This window comes from Chitinophaga pinensis DSM 2588 (assembly GCF_000024005.1).
GTDB lineage: Bacteria > Bacteroidota > Bacteroidia > Chitinophagales > Chitinophagaceae > Chitinophaga > Chitinophaga pinensis.
The window spans coordinates 6,340,108-6,360,126 of sequence record NC_013132.1 but is presented as its reverse complement, the minus strand read 5'-3'; the positions used below and the strand labels follow the sequence as shown (position 1 = coordinate 6,360,126).

The following is a 20,019-nucleotide window of genomic DNA, read 5'->3' as shown; positions in this document are numbered from 1 at the left end:
GGCAAACTGAGCTCCTGTCAGATAGTGCACTATCTGAACATAAGGGCTGCAATGCCATATAGGATCCTTTAATTAAGGAAAGGTAGCGCTGTGGTGTGCTATGTTTGTCATGATTGTCCTGGTGATTGTGGTCTTTTGCTGAATAAAAAACTGGTTATCTGAGTAATAGTTAACTGATTAAATAGTGGTCTCACAGCATTAATAACAGGACGAATGTAGTTTTGTTCGATGGCGTGCTTATAAATTCAGAAAATAGGTACAGGGAAGAGGACATCACTATTCTTTACTTGGCGTGACTTCATACAATCTGTTGGCAATTTCCTGTTCAAGAGATACCGGTACGGTAGACGCCACGTCACCTACCGGTGCATATCGCAATGTTTCTTCATCCCAGGCAAAAATGTATGTCTCACTGCCATTAAAACTTACATTATAACGTTGCTCATCATTAAAGGAAAATGGTTCCGCTTTCACCATGTAAGGAACACCGTCAACTAATAAGTTAAATGATAATTTGTTCATAGTTATCCATTTTCGGTTATGCACACAAGAATCAGACCTTAATGACAGCCCCGGCCGTTCCTGCCAGGATGCCTACTAAAACAAGTATTGACATATTTCCTCACAGTGAGATAAGGAGCGAGCCCTAAAGGCAACACGTTAAAGTAGAATTAGTTAGCACGCCTAAGGGAAATATTTTTGGCGTGTTGCGGTATGATAATTGCTGTTGGGATTGCGCCCCCGCGATGCACCGGCAGACGCATATTGAAGCCATCTATTCTAACTGAAAGACTGTAACCTTTTTCCGGCATCTCAGGGGAGGAATAACGTATCAACTGAAAGACCTTTCTTACCTCAATTTTTATTGGAAACACTTAAACCGATTTCACACATGAAAAAATCATTTATTCAGTTGTGCACAACTGTGACCCTGGTTGCTGCATTATTCACTGCGTGTTCGAAGCAGTCTTCTGATGAAACTGTAGACCCCGCAAAGCAGGAGGGTAATGCCACTGTCAACTATCAGATCCAGGCAGTTAATCCTACTGGTTCTATTGATGGTTCAGGGGCAGAGCGCCTGGGTAGAATCATTAATGACCCGTCTGCAGCATCTTTCCCCTCTTTAAGATTTGACCTGACCTGGGATAGTATCAAAGTAAGGTTCAGGGAACTGAAATTCGCTGCTAAAAGCGGAGCAGACGAAATTAACATGAGCATTAAGACAGACCGCTTTATCGATATTCTCGATAGCACATCATTGGGTAGCATCATGCTGCCGGTCGGCAACTTTGATCATGTAAAAGTTTATTTCCGTGCCCAGGGCGATAAGCAGAAACCTGCTATCCTGATGAAAGGCCGGATCACCTGGCAGGGTAATGACATCCCTGTTGAGGTAGTCATCGTAGGTAAAATTGAATTGACTGCAACGGGCAATGACGTGGCTATCGGCGCCGATGGTCTTTCGTTTGACGGCAAACTCAAACTGGACCTGAACCTGGTAATGTCTAAACTGCAGATAGGAGACTTTACCGGTACCTTCACTGGTGGTAAGATCGTGTTGAGCATCGATGCAGACGTCGATACCAACAACAGACTCAAATCTGCGCTGGAAAACAGCATGTCAGTTGAGCATAAGTTAAGATAGTCATGTAATTATAACCATTTTGGTAAAGAAAGGTGATGGCCGTCCACTTTTATAGTGGGCGGCCTTTTGTATGCCTGTCCGGCTCACAATTATTTGTCTAATCAGACTAATTAGTCTAATTTTGACAGAATCAATTATCTCTGGAGATGAAAAAGTCAGAAAGAACGAGGCAGTTGATAATAGAACAGGCTGCGGACATATTCAACGAAAAAGGCGTTGCAGGTACTTCTATTGATGAAGTGCTGCAAGCGGCTAAAGTGGCCAAAGGCTGTCTCTATGGACATTTTCAGAGTAAAGATGAACTGGCCCTCGCCAGCGCGGCATACCTGCTCGATAAGGTGGCTGCCCGCCGGATGAATATATTACAACAGCATAAAACATCCATAGACAAGCTACTGGCTTATGCTGAGATGAATGCCAATCCGCTGGATAACTCTTTTGTACACGGTGGCTGTCCCATTCTTAACTTTGGAGTGGACACAGATGATACCAATCAGGCCATCCGCGAAAAGGTACATTCAGTGATCAAAGCGGCTAACAGGAATCTGGTCACTATTATCAAAGAGGGTATTACAGCGGGGGAGTTATCTCCGGAGATCAATCCGGAAGAATTCGCTATCAAGCTCTTTGCTACGATGGAGGGCGCTTTCCTGATGTCCCGGGTGATGGGATCACCGCTACCCATGAAGACCGCAATCAGGGCAATGAAGAAAGAAATTATAGCATATAGTCTTATTTAATAGTATGAAACAGCCCGCCGATGGCTGTTTTTTTATTGCTTATAAAAAGACTAAATGGTCTATATGTATAAAAAGGATCTATATATTTTTTTATTATAAAATAGACTGAATAGTCTTAATACTACCACTAATATCATCGTCATGGAAGCTCAAGATAAAAAATCGCGACTGAAAGAAGAGATCCGTGCCAGTATACTGGACGCTGCATTCACGCTGGCAAAAGAAAATGGCTGGGAAGCTGTCAGCATGAGGAAAATAGCTACAATGATCGCGCATACCGCGCCGGTTATATATGACTATTTTCAGAATAAAGAAGCCATTATGAGAGAACTCGCCCGCGCTGGCTTCAGATTATTGGCCACTGCTACCACCGCCGCACAGCAGGAACAGGAACAACCGGAACAGCAACTGCAATCAATGTGGATGGCTTACCTGCATTTTGCGCAAACCGAAAAGGAATATTACCAGCTGATGTTTGGGATGGGTATTCCACTGAGCGCAGACAATAGCTCTTCTCCGGAAATTGACATATTTGCCGGACTGGTACAGGACGTGATCAGACAAACGGCCAACGGAGAGATCATTTCTACAGAGGAAATTGCCCGCAGGTATTTCCTTCAGTGGTCAGTCGTACATGGTCTTATCGGACTGGGACGCATTTACAAAGAGAATACCGATGCATTCAACGAGAGAGTAGTGCTGGATATGCTCAGACAAACTGCAACCGTCGCCTCAGCCGCATAATCCATTCATCATATTGTACAGCAAATGAATTAAAAGAAGAAGGGCTCCCCATTTGGAGAGCCCTTCTTCTTTTATAATAGCGTAAGTACTTATCTGATGATAATGAAATCACCTTTATACACTACTACGCCTTCCGGTTTCTTCACTTCGGCTACATAGATGTAGCCGCCCATTGGCAGATCCAGTGCTCTCCAGTCATTCTTATAATCGTTAGACTGATACACCAGTGAGCCCCATCTGTTGTAAACAAGCAGCTTGGACCCAGGGTATTTTTCAAGTCCCACAATCACAAAACGATTGTTTGCACCATTGCCGGGTCTGAATGCATTGATAAAGGCCAGGTCCTTAATAGAAGCAGCCGCGGTAGCAACTGCTGTATTGTTGGACAGATCGGTCTCCGTTTCATCTGCCTGCACATAAGCAGTATTGATGATCTCCTTATTATTAACACGGCAGGTGATAGTAATGGTGACATCCTCACCCGGCAACAGCTGATCAACACTTGTGACCACCTTTTTGGCCGCCGGACTCGCAATGATACTACCCTTGCTGCTGATATAATAAGTCGGCATGTCCAGTGACGCAGGCAGGGAATCCGTAATGGCGATGTTGGTAAATGTCTTCTCACCCACATTGCTCACCACAATCTCATAAGTGATATTCTCGCCCAGTATATAATGCTGACCATTGGTTGGCTGATTCACCGCACTTTTGCTGATCACCAGGTCGCCCTGTGGTTCACGTACAGGAACAATCGTCTGGTTACTTCCGGTACAATTTGGATCGGAAGGATCACATGCTAGGGTATTCAATGTAGTCGTACCATCGCTGATCTGTGCCACGTTGGTAATCTGCTGTACCCCGTTAAGGTTATCGTAAGTCTGTACAATAAAGCTCACCTGGCTGACAGCATTTGGTTGCAGGTCAACAATACTGAAATGTACATTATTGCCTATCAGCGCACCACCACTTACATAAGAAGTATAAGCAGGCACCGGATCCTGTACAGACAGCCGAGGGATATTGATATTACCCGTATTGCGGATGAAGATGGTATAAGTGATCTGTTCACCCTGACCGATCTTACCGTCTGTATTACCAGCAGGCAGGGCGGCTGTTTTCCAGGTTTCAAATCTGACAACACTATTGTCATCATCATTGATATTGACAGTCGCCTGTGCATTGGTCGTACTGATCGTCAAGGTACCCAGTGTAGCAGCAGACGCGCCACTCAGATTCACCATCACCGTTTCAGTACCCTCCATCAATCCGTCGTCAATAACAGTTACCGGCAGGGTGACGCTATTCTGTCCGGCAGGGATAATGAGACTGCCGGTTAAAGTAGCATAATCAATACCCGGTGTTGCCGTACCACTGGTATTGTAAGTAACGGTAATGTCTTCTACCGCAGTAATACCTGTTGGTAAGCTGATAGTGAAATTACCCGTAGTACCTGGTTCCGCAGCATCATTCAGTGTGGTAATGCTGATAGTCGTATTCGCCGCTGTGTTGTCGTCATCGCTGATCGTAACCGTAGCGGTATTATTGGTCATGCTGACAGTAAATGTACCAAGTGCAGCACCCGTACCGCCGGTAATAGTGGCAATCACGGTTTCATTCCCCTCAATGAGCTGATCGTCATTTACCATCATATCGATGTTCGCACTGTTCTGTCCTGCAGGGATGATCACTGATCCGCTGAGCGTCGCATAATCAGTACCCGCTGTAGCAGTACCACTGATGGTATAACTTACGCTGATGTTTTCAGTGGCGCTGATACCGGCCGGCAGACTTACCGTGAAGCTGCCATTAGTAGCAGGTTCCGCTGCATCTGCATTCCTGGAGATACTGAGCACTTTATTAGTAACCGTATTTTCATCATCAGCAATGATCAGGGTAGCGCTGGCAGTACCCGGGGTATAAGTACCCAGTGTAGCAGTCATTCCCCCTGTGATGGTAATAACCACCGTTTCATCTCCTTCCATCAGCAGGTCGTCGTTGACTACGATCGGCAACGTTACGCTGTTTTGGCCAGCAGGAATGGTGACGTTTGTACCGCTGGTGGTATAATCTGTAACCGTAGTAGCAGTACCCGCTAAAGTGTAGCTAACGATGATGTCTTCGGCAGTAATAATACCCGCAGGCAGACTGATCGAGAAATTACCATTCGTAGCAGGCTCGCTGCCATCATTCGTGTTGATGACATTCATGATCCTGTTGGCCACTGTATTGTCGTCGTCGCTGATATTTGCCGCTGCACTTGCATCGGAAGTGCTGACGGTGAAGGCGCCTGTAGTAATACCTGTACCACCTGTTACAGTAACGATCACGGTTTCTGTTGATTCAATGACCTGATCATCAAGTACCGGGACCGTCAGTATAGCACTGTTTTGTCCTGCAGGGATGATCACCGTAGTGCCTAAGCTGCTGTAGTCAGCGCCGGCAGTAGCCGTACCGGCAACGGTAAAGTTCACCGTTACATCTTCATTAACGCTTACACCTGTCGGCAGACTGATTGTAAACGCCCCGTTAGTAGATGGTTCTGCACCATCATTTGCAGCAACGATACTGATCACTTTATTGGCAGGCGTGTTATCATCATCGCTGATGTTCACAGTCGCTGTATTGTTTGTACCGGCAGTGAATGCGCCGGCGTTGGCAGCTGTACCACTAGTGATAGTAACGATCACAGTTTCTGTGGCTTCAATAGCCTGGTCATCTCTCACCGGAACAGCGAGTGTGATGCTGTTTTGTCCGGCAGGGATGATCACTGACGCGCCCAGGGCGGTATAGTCAGCGCCAGCGGTAGCAGTACCGATCACTGTGAAGTTGACGGTGACATCTTCATCGACGCTTACACCCGCCGGCAGACTGATTGTAAACGCCCCGTTAGTAGACGGCTCCGCACCATCATTCACAGCAACGATACTGATGACTTTATTGGCAGCAGTGTTATCGTTATCGGTAATGTTGATGGTAGCCGTTGCATTGGTGGCACTGGCTGTAAAGGTACCCGCCGCAGTAGCCGTACCACCGGTGATTGTAGCGATCACTGTTTCTGCGGACTCAATGATCTGGTCATCCAGTACCGGAACACTCAGCGTTACGCTGTTCTGACCCGCCGGAATGGTGATAGTGGTAGCCAGTGTGGTATAGTCAGGACCAGCAGTAGCGGTACCCGCAGTTGTAAAGTTGACAGTGACCGCTTCGTTGACAGTTACACCTGTTGGCAGACTGATTGTAAACGCCCCGTTAGTAGACGGCTCAGCCCCATCATTCGCAGCTACAATACTGATCACTTTATTAGCAGGGGTATTATCGTTATCGTTGATATTGACGGTGGTTGTCGCATTTGTTGCGCTGGCAGTAAAGGCACCAATACTGATCGTTGTGCCACCTGTAACAGTTACGATGACAGTTTCTGTTGCTTCAATGATCTGATCATCCAGCACCGGCACCGTCAGCGTCACACTGTTCTGGCCAGCCGGGATGATTATTGAAGTACCCAGCGCGGTATAGTCAGTACCGACAGTAGCTGTACCCGCTACGATGTAGTTGACAGTAATGTCTTCAGCAGCTGTGATACCTGTCGGCAAGCTCACCGCGAAGCTACCATTTGTAGCAGGTTCTGATCCGTTTGTTACAGGATTGATGCTGATGACCCTGTTGGCAGTTGTATTGTCTTCGTCAGCGATGATCACCGTAGCAGAGCTATTAGTGATGCTGACAGTGAATCCGGTGATCGTTGTGGCAGCAGCATTGGCGATACTTACAACAACGCTTTCAGCGCCTTCTATGATGTCATCGTCAGTTACTATCACAGGCAGAGAGATGCTGTTCTGTCCAGCCGGTAATATGATCGTACCGTTTAAGGCGCCGTAGTCAGTTCCATTGATTGCGGATCCCGCTATGTTGTAAATAATGTTCAGGTCTTCGCTGATACTTACACCCGCCGGCAGGCTGATACTGAATGCCCCGTTGCTGGAAGGCTCAGAGCCGTCGGCAGTGCGGGTAATGCTGATCACTTTATTGGCAGCGGTGTTGTCATTATCGGTGATGTCAACGGTGCTCGTCGCATTCGTCGCGCTGGCCGTAAATGCACCAGCCGCAGTAGCGGAACCACCTGTAACGGTAACAATGACTGTTTCTGTAGCTTCTATTACCTGGTCATCCAGGACCGGTACATTGAGGCTTACGCTGTTCTGTCCAGCCGGGATAATCACCGATGTCCCCAGCGTCGTGTAGTCCGTACCAGCAGTAGCTGTACCTGCCACGGTGAAGTTGACAGTGACCGCTTCATTCGCCGTTACACCTGTTGGCAGACTGATAGTGAAAGCAGCGTTGCTTGCCGGCTCAGCGCCATCATTCGCAGCGGTAATGCTGATTACCTTATTAGAAGGAATGTTATCATCATCGCTGATGTTGACAGTAGCAGTGTTGCTTGTACCTGCGGTAAATGCACCTGCGTTGGTAGCAGCACCCGCTGTTATGGTAACCGTGACGGTTTCTGTTGATTCAATAATCTGATCATCGAGTACAGGCACGGTCAGCATTACGCTGTTCTGTCCTGCCGGAATGATAATGGACGTACCTAAAGCTGTGTAGTCAGTACCCGCGGTAGCTGTACCTGCTACGGTGAAGTTGACAGTGACAACTTCATCTGACGTCACACCAGTAGGAAGGCTGACAGTGAATGCAGCATTGGTAGCAGGCTCGGAACCATCATTCGCAGCAACAATACTAATGACTTTATTAGCCGCTGTATTGTCGTTGTCAATGATATTGATGGTAGCGGTTGAATTGGTCGCACTTGCCGTAAATGCACCCGCATTAGTGGCGGAACCACCTGTTACGGTTACAATAACGGTTTCTGTAGCTTCTATAACCTGGTCATCCTGGATAGGGACATTGAGTGTTACGCTGTTTTGTCCAGCTGGAATGACGATGGAGGTTCCGAGAGATATGTAGTCGGTACCCGCAGTAGCTGTACCAGCCACCGTAAAGTTGACTGTGAGGTCTTCATCTACAGTTACACCTGTCGGCAGACTGATAGTGAAGGCTGCGTTGCCCGCTGGTTCTGCGCCATCATTCGCAGCAGCGATACTGATGATTTTATTGGCAGCGGTATTGTCATTATCGTTGATGTTAACGGTAGCGGTATTTGCCGTGCCTGCAGTAAAGGTACCCGCAACTGTAGCCGTACCGTCTATTATAGTCAAGATGACTGTTTCTGCTGCTTCGATGATCTGGTCATCCAGTACAGGGACAGTCAGTGTTAAGCTGTTCTGTCCTGCGAGGATGGTAGCAGTTGTACCGATTGGAGTATAATCAGCACCTGATGTAGCCGTACCAGCGATGGTAAAGTTGACAGAGAGGTCTTCATTCACTGTTATACCGGCTGGCAGACTGATTGTAAAGGCTGCGTTAGTGGCAGGCTCGGTACCATCATTCGCAGCAGCAATGCTGATCACTTTGTTAGTAGCAGTGTTGTCATCATCATTGATGTTCACAGTAGCTACATTGTTGGTACCAGCGGTAAATGCACCGGCAGCTGTAGCCGAACCGCCTGTTATTGTAACAGTAACGGATTCAGTTCCTTCAATGATCTGGTCATCCAGTACAGGCACTGCCAGCGTTACGCTGTTCTGTCCCGCCGGGATGATGATGGAAGTACCCAGGGCAGTGTAGTCAGTACCCGCAGTAGCGGTACCGGTCACTGTAAAGTTAACAGTGACGTCTTCATTGACAGTAATGCCAGTCGGCAGACTGACAGTGAATGCGCCATTGTTGGAAGGCTCATCGCCATTATTAGCAGTAGTAATACTGATGACTTTATTGGCCGCAGTATTGTCGTCATCACTGATGTTGACAGTAGCGGTCGTATTCGTTACACTGGCCGTAAATGCACCCGCATTCGTAGCGGATCCACCTGTTACCGTCACGATCACTGTTTCAGTCGCTTCTATTTCCTGATCATCGAGTACCGGAACTGTGAGTGTAGCGCTGTTCTGTCCAGCGAGGATCGTAACAGCGCTACCGATTGCGGTGTAGTCAGTACCTGCAGTAGCTGTACCCGCCAAAGAGAAATTGACTGTAACATCTTCATCAACCGTAACACCTGTCGGGAGGCTGACAGTAAATGCAGCATTATTACCCGGCTCTGTACCGTCATTCGCAGCAGCGATACTGAGAACTTTATTAGTGGCAGTATTATCGTCGTCGTTGATATTGACGGTAGCAGTAGCATTGATCAGGTTTGCCGTAAATGCACCTGTATTCGTAGCGGCACCACCTGTGACAGTCAAGATAACCGTTTCTGCTGCTTCGATAATCTGGTCATCCAGTACAGGGACAGTCAGTATTACACTGTTCTGTCCAGCAAGGATGGTAGCAGATGTACCGATTGTTGTATAGTCAGCACCTGATGTAGCCGTACCAGCGACGGTGAAGTTGACTGTGACATCTTCATTTACCGTTACACCAGCCGGAAGACTGATTGTAAAGGCTGCATTGGTAGCAGGCTCCGTACCATCATTCGCAGCGGCAATGCTGATCACTTTATTAATAGCCGTGTTGTCATCATCGTTGATGTTCACAGTAGCTACATTGTTAGTACCAGCAGTAAATGCACCGGCATTCGTAGCGGCAGCACCTGTTATAGTAACAGTAACTGCTTCAGTTCCTTCAATGATCTGGTCATCCAGTACCGGAACAGTGAGCGTTACGCTGTTCTGACCTGCCGGGATGATGATGGAAGTACCCAGGGCAGTGTAATCAGTACCCGCAGTAGCGGTACCGGTCACTGTAAAGTTAACAGTGACGTCTTCATTGACAGTAATGCCAGTCGGCAGACTGATCGTGAATGCACCGTTATTGGAAGGTTCATCGCCGTTATTAGCAGTAGTAATACTGATGACTTTATTAGCAGCCGTATTGTCATCGTCATTGATGTTGACAGTAGCGGTCGCATTAGCAATGCTGGCAGTAAATGCACCTGCATTCGTAGCGGCACCACCTGTTACGGTTACAATAACTGTTTCAGTCGCTTCTATTTCCTGATCATCCAATACAGGAACAGCGAGTGTAGCGCTGTTCTGTCCTGCAAGGATCATAACAGCCGTACCGATTGCGGTATAGTCAGTACCTGCAGTAGCTGTACCAGCGACAGAGAAATTGACAGTTACATCTTCATCGACTGTTACACCAGCCGGGAGGCTAACAGTAAATGCAGCATTAGTACCCGGCTCTGTACCGTCATTGGCAGCAGCGATCGTGATGACTTTATTTGTAGTAGTATTATCGTTGTCATTGATGTTAACCGTAGCCGTATTGGACGTACCGGCGGTAAATGCACCAGCAGTGGTAGCAGTGCCACCTGTTACGGTTACAATAACCGTTTCTGTAGACTCTATAATCTGATCATCCAATACCGTAACAGTCAGCGTTACGCTATTCTGACCCGCCGGGATGATAGTGGAAGTACCGAATGCGGTGTAGTCCGTACCCGCAGTCGCTGTACCCGCTACAGTGAAATTCACTGTGATAGGTTCTGCTGCCGTTATACCAGCTGGTAAACTGATGGTAAACGCACCAGCTGTCCCAGGTTCTGTGCCGTCATTGTCAGTTGCAATGCTGATCACTTTATTGGCGGCCACATCATCGTTGTCACTGATGTTTACAGTCGCAGCAGCATTGGTTGTGCTTGCAGCAAATACACCGGCGGCAGTAGCGGCACCACCTGTAACCGTCACAATAACTGTTTCAGTTCCCTCTATCAGCTGATCGTCCAGTACTGGTACAGTTAGTGTTACGTTGTTCTGTCCCGCCGGGATAATGATGGAAGTTCCTATTGCCGTATAGTCTGTACTGGAAGTAGCAGAACCCGCCACGGTGAAGTTGACAGTAACAGGTTCATTAACGGTTACACCAGTCGGCAGACTGATAGTAAATGCAGCATTTATAGCAGGTTCGGAACCATCGTTCGCAGCAACGATGCTGATCACCTTATTGGCAGCATTATTATCATCGTCGTTGATGTTCACTGTGGCAGTAGCATTGGTAGCACTTGCGCTAAATGCTCCCGCCGCAGTAGCAGAACCACCTGTAACTGTCACAATAACTGTTTCAGTACCCTCAATCAGTTGATCATCCAGTATGGGAACAGTGAGGGTAACGCTGTTTTGTCCGGCAGGAATCGTAACGGAAGTACCTAAGCCTGTATAGTCAGTTCCTGCCGTCGCTGTACCTGCGACAGTAAAGTTGACGGTTATGTCTTCAGTATTTGTTATACCTGTCGGCAGACTAACATTAAATGCACCATTGCTGGATGGCTCGGAACCATCATTCGCAGTAGTGATACTGATCGTTTTGTTCGCAGGCGTGTTATCATTGTCCGTAATATCAACAGTGGCAACATTACTGGTACCCGCTATAAACGTACCTGCTGTTGTTGCCGATCCGCCGGTGATGGTAACAATAACTGTTTCTGTTGTTTCTATGAGCTGGTCATCCAGTACGTGAACAGTCAGTGTTACGCTGTTTTGTCCCGCCGGGATAATAGTGGAAGTACCCGGTGAAGTATAGTCATTACCTGGTGTCGCAGTACCAGCTACGGAGAAGTTAACAGTTACGTCTTCAGTAAGTGTGACACCTGTCGGCAGATTGATTGTAAATGCGCCATTAGTAGCAGGCTCGCTGCCATTGTTTGCATTCACGATGCTGATCACCCTGTTGGCAGGGGTATTATCATCATCGGCGATATTCACGGTAGCTGTCGCATTGGTCGTACTTGCCGTAAATGTACCTGCTAGCGGTGCAGTGCCACCGGTTACAGTAACGATAACTGTTTCTGTACCCTCGATCGCCTGGTCATCAAGTACCGGAACAGTCAATGTTACACTGTTTTGATTAGCAGGAATGACGATGGAAGTAGCTAAGGCGGTATAGTCAGCGCCGGAGGTAGCCGTACCGGAGACAGAGAAGTTTACGGTTACAGGAGTGGCGGACGTGATGCCAGCCGGCAGACTGATTGTAAATGTTGCATCTGTAGCTGGCTCAGCACCATTATTAGCAGCAATAATACTGATCACTTTATTTGTAGCAGTATTATCATCATCTGCAATAGTATTTGTTGCAGTGCCGCTGCTCGTAAATCCGGTAATATCTGCAGATGCGCCGGAAGTTGCCGTGACGTCGATTGACTCCGTGCCTTCAATAATGTTATCATCTATTACCGGTACGGTGATCTGCACGCTGTTTTGTCCGGCAGTTAAGATAACAGACGTACCTATACCTGTATAATCGCTGCCAGGAGTAGCGGTCCCTCCGACAGTATAGTAGAAGGTAACATTCTGCGAAACGGTATAACCTGCCGGCAGACTCACACTGAAAGATCCGTTTGTGGATGATTCAGCTGCAGGTGCTGTCGGCGTGATGGTGAATGTTTTGTTTGCCGGAATATTATCGTTGTCATCAATGGCCATAACACCCGTAGCTACGTCCACACCAAATGCACCCAAAGTAGGTGTTGTACCACCTGTAAGTTGTACGGTGAACTCCTCTCTGGTCTCAATGATCTGATCATCGATAGGTGAATAGGGAACGTTAACAGCGTTCTGTCCTGCGGGAATGACAACAGTACCTGTTAAGTTGTTAAAGTCAGTGCCGGGTGTTGCGGATGTCGTCCCTGCACTACTTGATGGCGTTATAGTATAGCTAACCGTGATTGGCTCTGAAGCACGTAATGTACCCGGGAGTCTTATCTGGAAAGCACCGGCGGTGGAAGGCTCGGCAGCATCCATACCAATGTTGTAAACAGAAAGCCTTTTGTTAGTGGCATTACTGTCATCATCAGCGATGATCACCGTAGCTGCAGTATTCGCCGGGTCAGGTGTAAATGCACTGAAAGAAGGAGCGGAACCACCGGTCAGTGTCATTATTACCGTCCTGTCATTCTCAATGATATTGTTATTGTAAGGCTGTGCGGTTACCGCTACATCCACACCGTTTTGTCCGGCAGGGATGGTAGCGGTAGCTGGAATAGCGGTATAATCTGTTCCGCCGACAGCGGTACCACTGATAGTGTAGTTGACAGTAATAGCTGCCGGATAACTGACGCCTGCCGGAAGACTGATCCGGAAGTTACCATTGCTGGCGCCTTCCATTGCATCTATGGTTTTGGTGACGCTCAGTCGTCTGTTGGCTGGAATGTCATCATTATCTGCAATGTTGATGTTTGCTGTTGTGCCAAAAACGATTGCGAAGCCACCCAAGGTTGCACTGGATGCCGCAGTTGGTGATACGGTCACTGTTTCTGTACTTTCTATCTCGTTGTCATCGATCACCTGTACCGGAACTGCAACCGAGTTTTGGCCAGCCGGAATAACAAATGTGGAGCCTAATACAACATAGTCGGTTCCCGGGGTAGCAGTACCGGTAACGCCGGCAGTCACGGTGACGTCTTCAGAAGCAGTGATACCGGTCGGCAGGTATATTCTGAAGCCGCCATTAGTAGATGGCTCAGCAGCATGTGCCGTTCTGGCGATCCTGATGCTTTTATTGGTCCAGTTGTTATCATCATCAAGAATATTCACTGAGGCTGTAGCATTACTTAGATTCGCCGTAAAAGCGCCGAGTGTAGCGGTTGTACCACCGGTAATGGTTACCGTCGATGTTTCGGTACCTTCAATTATCTGATCGTTCGACACTGTCAGTGTAACCGTTGCACTGTTCTGCCCTGCGGGAAGGGTGAAGGTAGCAGGGAGCGTATAATCCGCACCGGCTGTAGCAGTTCCACTGGTCGTATAGTTGACAGTGATACTTTGGGCAGAAGTAACACCGGCCGGTAGGCTGATGGTGTAGCTGCCATTGGTAGACGGTTCTGCACCATTACCACCTGGGGCAATGCTCAGGATCTTATTCGCAGCAATATTATCATTGTCCGTAATCGTCATCGTCGCACTAGGATCAGTTGCACTGATCGGAAAACCAGGACGCGTGGTGGAGATCGCATTGGTGATAGTAGCTATCACTGTTTCGTTGCCTTCAATAATCTGATCATCGATCACGGTAAGTGGAACGTTGACACCTGCTTGCCCTGCGGGGATGACTACTGAGCCGGCCAGTGCTGTGTAGTCCGTACCGCTCGATGCTGTACCGGAGGTGCTATAGTTAACGGTGATATCTTCTGTGAAGGTGATACCTGACGGCAGACTAAATCTGAAGCTGCCGCCTGTTCCCGGTTCTGCGGCGTCAGTGACTTTAGTGACACTGACCGCTGGTAGTAAAGCATATACTGAAAATTCCCATAGAGAGAAACCATAGGTACTTCCACGGGTTTGACCAGTCATACGTACATACCTGGCATTACCACTGACGTCGAGCGTATTGTCTCTCATATAGTTGCCCGTCACTGTTTTTACAGTGGTCCAGGCAGTACCATTGCTGGAAATATCGATCGTATAGTCTCTGCCATACGCCGCTTCCCAGTTCAGTACCACCCTGCAAAGGTCATAGTTGGCGCCCAGGTCTACATACATAGACTGGTTGTCGCTATGCGCACTTTCCCAGCGGGTGCCCATGTTGTTATCCACCGCGAAATTGCCGGTATTGCCATTTACTACAGAGGAAACAGTAACAGGACGTAGCTGCGCTACGTTGGTATTTGAACAATAGTTGATCGGTTCAGTTCCGATCACTATAAAGTCATAGAGAGAGAAGCCATAAGCAGAACCCCTGGTGAGACCTGTCATACGTACATAACGTCCGTTGGCAGATACGCTGTAGGTCTTGTTAAGCCCTGCGTTGGCAGTCTCAGTGACAAGGTTCGTCCAGGATGTGCCGTCCGGAGATACTTCTACCGTATAACCGGTGGCCAGTACCTGCCAGTTCAGTGTAATGGTACAAATGGGATAGCTTTGCCCAAGGTCCACCATGATCCACTGGTTGTTGCTCCAGGCACTTTCCCAGCGGGAAGTGGGATCGCCATCGGTTGCCCTTGTGGGAATGTTGCCTGCCGTAACGGAGGAGGTGGTAACTGCTTTGCCTAATGCCAGATCTTTGTTACAGGTCTGTGCAATGGCCAGCGGACTTAAAAAAGCCACTAATAGGAATGTAAATAAAAGCCTAATCATTGTGTAATGCATAGGTTAGGGAATAGGTTGCCCGCGCAACCAGGTATATTACGTTTTCTCGTTTACGGTTTGTTCACCGGAAGGACATAAGCCGCTGGTATTTAACACAGGGTACGAACTTCTCATCAATCAGCAGTTCTGAGGGAAAAATGTTGAGGTGTTTCGGTATAGGAATGCTGTTGGCTAAAATTATCTATGTGCAAAAATATTAAAATGATTAATTATTTTATATTAAATATATAATATACGATAGGCATGAATTATTAGTTTCCTGCTTTGTCAGCTATTTTTTCTAATTTGGTCGCTGAGCCTATTTAAACAACTTTAGCAATGGATCGCGTTGATATTAAAAGGTTGGCTGAAAAACTTAATTTGTCTACTTCCACGGTTTCCAGGGCATTCAGGGGCAACAGCGACATCAATCCCGAAACAAAAGCCAGGATCTTATCCATGGCGAAGGAGTTCAACTACCAGCCAAATCACTATGCCAGCAATCTGCGGGAGAAGAAAAGCAAGACAATTGCCATCATCGTTCCGGAACTGGCTAATAACTTTTTTTCCCAGGCCATACATGGTATTGAGCGCGTAGCCAGAGACAAAGGCTACCATACACTGATCTATGTAACGGATGATGAGTACCAGAAAGAAGTCGCATTTATCGACAAACTATACAACGGCCGTGTAGACGGTATTATCATGTCTGCATCCGGTGAGGCCAATGATCACCAGTATCTTAACCGCCTGGGGAATAAGCATATTCCACTGGTGTTTTTTGATAGGGTATACGATGATATCAATGTGCCGAAAGTGACTACGGATGACTATGAGAGCAGTTTTGCCGCTACCCGTCACCTGATAGAAGTGGGCTGTAAGAAGATCGCTTTCCTGGTGGTGAACAAGAGCCTGTCCATTGGTAATGTACGTATGCAGGGCTATCATGACGCATTGAAAGATGCTGGTATTCCATACAACACCCACCTCGTGATAGATTGCTCCAACGACTATGACGAGAACTTCGATATTCTCTCAAAAGCATTAAATGAACAGCACCCGGATGGTATCCTTGCTTCGGTAGAACGTCTGGCTATTTCCAGCTATTACGTTTGCCATAATCTGGGTATCCGTATTCCGGATGACATTAAGATTGTCAGCTTTTCCAGTCTGGAGATCGCCTCCCTGCTGAATCCAGCATTATCCACCATCACACAGCCGGCTTTCGACCTGGGCACAAATGCCGCAGAACTGCTTTTCAGAGCCCTGGAAAGTGATGCGCCGGTAAATGATCACCTTGTACTAAGCTCAAAATTGATTCCCAGAACTTCCAGCACCGGTGTAAAAACTCATATAGGAGGGAAGGGATAGCCGAAAAGAAACAAAACGAAAGTCCTCCACTAAATAATCTTACATGTGATATTTATCAAATTGTTGACAATCAATCATCAGATTGATTGTCGCCTGAGTTTTTCATGCGATTTCCTCGCTATCTTTTAACTTTTTTTTTAAAAAAGTATTTCAAAATGTTACAGTTTTCATAAAAAGGTATACTTTAGCAACATGTTCCACACTCCGGGAACGTTCCCGGAAAATAGAAAAACGTAACAAAAATGAATCCTACTTAAAGTTTTACAGCATTCAAATCACCGGAAGACAGAAAATCAGTCTCTGGTTTCCACGATTACAACAAAAACAAACTAAAGGCAATTGAATCCGAAAGGATTCGAAAGGGGGCTTTTTGCTCAAAAAGTACCTGCAGTGAACTTATTGTGAAACTATTAATCAACGTTAAATGAAAAAAACACGCTTTGCCCGGTATGCATTTCTGCTGTGCTTTGTGTTGATCTCTCTGTTTACCTATGCGCAATCAGGCAGTATTAGTGGGAAGGTGACAGACGATGCAGGACAACCAATTCCAGGCGCCACCGTCTTCATCAAAGGGACCAGTAAGAACGCCACAGCTGATGCGGAAGGTAAATTCACCATCACGGGCATTACGCCTGGAAACATCGTAGTAGTAGCCCGTATCATGGGGTATGAAACATTCGAAATGCCTGTTAATGCAGGCAACAGCACAGAATCTATCACTTTCCAGCTGAAAGCTGACACCAAAGGTCTGAACGAAATAGTAGTAGTAGGTTACGGTACCCAGAAAAAGAGTGACCTGACAGGTGCGATCGCTGTTGTTTCTTCCAAAGACTTTAACAAAGGACCTATCAGCTCTGCTGATCAGCTGATCACTGGTAAAGTACCTGGTGTACAGATCACCTCCAATGGTGGTGCACCTGGCGCTGGTAGTACCATCCGCGTACGTGGTGGCGCTTCCCTGAACGCTACCAATGATCCGCTGATCATCATAGACGGCGTACCTGTTGACAACAACAATATCAGCGGTGCTTCTAATGCACTCGCCCTGATCAATCCAAATGATATTGAATCATTTAACGTACTGAAAGATGCATCTGCAACCGCTATCTACGGTTCCCGTGCCTCCAATGGTGTCATCATCATTACCACTAAAAAGGGACGTCTGGGTGATCAGCTCCATGTTTCTTTCAGTTCAACGAATGCCATTTCCAAAGTAACCAGCTTCTCTCCGGTACTGAATGCCAGCCAGTTCTCTGATGTTGTAAAACAGAACGGTACTGCTGCACAGATCGCACTGCTGGGTACTGATAATACTGACTGGCAGAAACAGATCTACCAGTCCGCTTTCAGCACCGATAACAACCTGGCCCTCAGCGGATCCTGGAAGAAACTGCCTTACCGCATTTCTGTTGGTTACCTGAACCAGGACGGTATCCTGAAAACATCCAACCTGGAAAGAAACTCAGCTTCCATTAACCTGTCTCCAAGTTTATTTGATGATCACCTGAAAATCAACATGAATGTAAAGGGTTCTATTGCTGATTACCGTTTTGCGGACCAGGGAGCCATTAATGCCGCTATCGCATACGATCCGACCAAACCTTTGCGCTCCGGCAACAGCAATGACTTTGGGGGTTACTACGAATGGCTGTACAACGGCAAACTGTACGACCTCGCTACTAAAAACCCGGCGGCGATGCTGGAACAGAAAATGGACAAATCCCAGGTAAAAAGGAGCATCGGTAACATCCAGTTTGACTATAAATTTCACTTTCTCCCTGAACTGCGTGCTAACCTGAATCTGGGTTACGACTATCAGAAAGGTGATGGTAATACAAACATTCCGAAGTATGCAGCACTGTCCTACTACAATGGTACCGGTGGTTCTTACAAGCACTACTCCCAGGAAATGAAGAACAAACTGTTTGACTTCTACCTGAACTATGTAAAAGAGCTGAAAGGTATTAAAAGCCGTATTGATGTAATGGGTGGTTATTCTTACCAGGATTTTATCACTGCTACTCCTGGTTATCCTACTCTGGATGAATCCGGCGATACCACCACCGCTGCGGGTAACTACAGCGAAGCACAGCACACACTGGTATCTTTCTTCGGTCGTCTGAACTATACTTTCAATGATAAATATCTCCTCACTTTCACCATGCGTCGTGACGGTACTTCCCGTTTCCGCCAGCACTGGGGTAACTTCCCTTCGGTAGCATTCGCGTGGAAACTGAAGGACGAGCCTTTCCTGAAGAATACAAAGACTTTATCTGATCTGAAACTGAGACTCGGTTACGGTGTGACTGGTCAGGAAAATATTGGTGTGGGTAAAGAATATGCAGCATTGTCCCGCTACACTTACGGCGATGCGAACTCCTCTTACCAGTTGGGTGATGTGTTCTACAAAACACTGCGTGCCGCCGGTTATGACCAGAACATCAAATGGGAACAGACAGCTACTTATAACGTAGCGGTAGACTACGGTTTCCTGGATAATAAGATCACCGGTAGCGTAGACTTTTACTACAAGAAAACCACCGACCTGCTGGCAGATGTAACGGCTCCTACTGGTACCAATCTGACCAACACGCTGTATACCAATATCGGTAGTCTGGAAAACAGGGGCGTGGAATTCATTATCAATGCTACGCCAGTAGAAACAAAAGACTTCCGTTGGGACGCTGGTTTCAACATTACCTATAACAAAAACAAGATCCTGTCGCTTTCCAAAGCACAGACAGATACTTCTGTAGGCATCGCAACAGGTGGTATCAGCGGTGGTACCGGTAACACGATTCAGATCAATACTGCCGGGAACCAGATCAATTCCTTCTATGTATACAAACAGATCTACGATAAAGCCGGTAATCCGATCGAAGGGGTGTATGAAGATACCAACGGCGATGGCGTCGTGGATGCGGATGATAAATATCGCTACAAATCATCCAATCCGGTGGTATACCTGAACTTTAATTCAAGTTTCAACTATAAGAAATGGACCCTTGGTTTCAGTATGCGTAGCAACATCGGTAACTACATCTACAACAACCAGGCATCCAACAACGGTTCTTACAAAACATTCCAGAATAGTAACTACCTGGCCAACCTGTCTACCAGCGTACTGAAAACTAAATTCAGAAACACGCAGTACTGGTCCGATTACTATGTAGAAAACGGTTCGTTCCTGCGTATGGACTACCTGAACCTGGGTTACGATTTCGGAAGAGTGATCAGTAAAAAAGTAGGTCTGCGCGCCAACTTCAACGTACAGAACGTATTTGTGATTACTAAATACAGCGGTCAGGATCCTGAGGTGTTCAGTGGTATAGATGATAAATTCTATCCTCGTCCGCGTGTATATTCTTTGGGTGTTAACCTTGATTTTTAATTAACA

7 protein-coding genes are annotated in these 20,019 nt (G+C 47.0%); 5 read left to right on the top strand and 2 right to left on the bottom strand.

Features of this window, described 5'->3' with window-relative positions; all coding sequences use genetic code 11:
• Positions 1-276 precede the first annotated feature (276 nt).
• A complete protein-coding gene (locus CPIN_RS25280) occupies positions 277-522 on the bottom strand; it encodes a hypothetical protein (protein ID WP_012792698.1) in 246 nt (81 codons plus the stop codon).
• Positions 523-892: 370 nt separating this feature from the next.
• On the opposite strand from CPIN_RS25280, the gene CPIN_RS25275 reads away from it, so the two are divergent.
• The 3 genes from CPIN_RS25275 to CPIN_RS25265 all read left to right on the top strand — a co-directional run bounded on the left by CPIN_RS25275 (position 893) and on the right by CPIN_RS25265 (position 3,129).
• Positions 893-1,645 carry a hypothetical protein gene (locus CPIN_RS25275; RefSeq protein ID WP_012792697.1) on the top strand — a complete coding sequence of 251 codons (753 nt, stop codon included), beginning with the start codon at positions 893-895 and terminating at the stop codon, positions 1,643-1,645.
• Positions 1,646-1,791: 146 nt separating this feature from the next.
• On the top strand, positions 1,792-2,385 hold the full coding sequence (locus CPIN_RS25270) for a TetR/AcrR family transcriptional regulator (protein WP_012792696.1): 594 nt from the start codon (positions 1,792-1,794) through the stop codon (positions 2,383-2,385).
• A gap of 141 nt (positions 2,386-2,526) precedes the next feature.
• Positions 2,527-3,129: a TetR/AcrR family transcriptional regulator gene (locus CPIN_RS25265; protein WP_012792695.1), complete on the top strand. Its 603-nt coding sequence runs from the start codon at positions 2,527-2,529 to the stop codon at positions 3,127-3,129.
• Between the two features lie 89 nt (positions 3,130-3,218).
• Here CPIN_RS25265 and CPIN_RS38720 read toward each other — a convergent pair whose 3' ends face one another.
• On the bottom strand, positions 3,219-15,260 hold the full coding sequence (locus CPIN_RS38720) for a Calx-beta domain-containing protein (protein ID WP_012792694.1): 12,042 nt from the start codon (positions 15,258-15,260) through the stop codon (positions 3,219-3,221).
• 330 nt (positions 15,261-15,590) lie between these two features.
• Here CPIN_RS38720 and CPIN_RS25255 point away from each other — a divergent pair, with 330 nt between their 5' ends.
• Together CPIN_RS25255 and CPIN_RS25250 are read left to right on the top strand one after the other, a co-directional pair.
• Positions 15,591-16,622, top strand: a complete 1,032-nt coding sequence (locus tag CPIN_RS25255) for a LacI family DNA-binding transcriptional regulator (RefSeq protein WP_012792693.1) — start codon at positions 15,591-15,593, stop codon at positions 16,620-16,622.
• A 424-nt stretch (positions 16,623-17,046) separates the two neighbouring features.
• Positions 17,047-20,013, top strand: coding sequence for a SusC/RagA family TonB-linked outer membrane protein (locus tag CPIN_RS25250; protein WP_012792692.1), 2,967 nt, complete (start codon positions 17,047-17,049; stop codon positions 20,011-20,013).
• Positions 20,014-20,019: the final 6 nt, after the last annotated feature.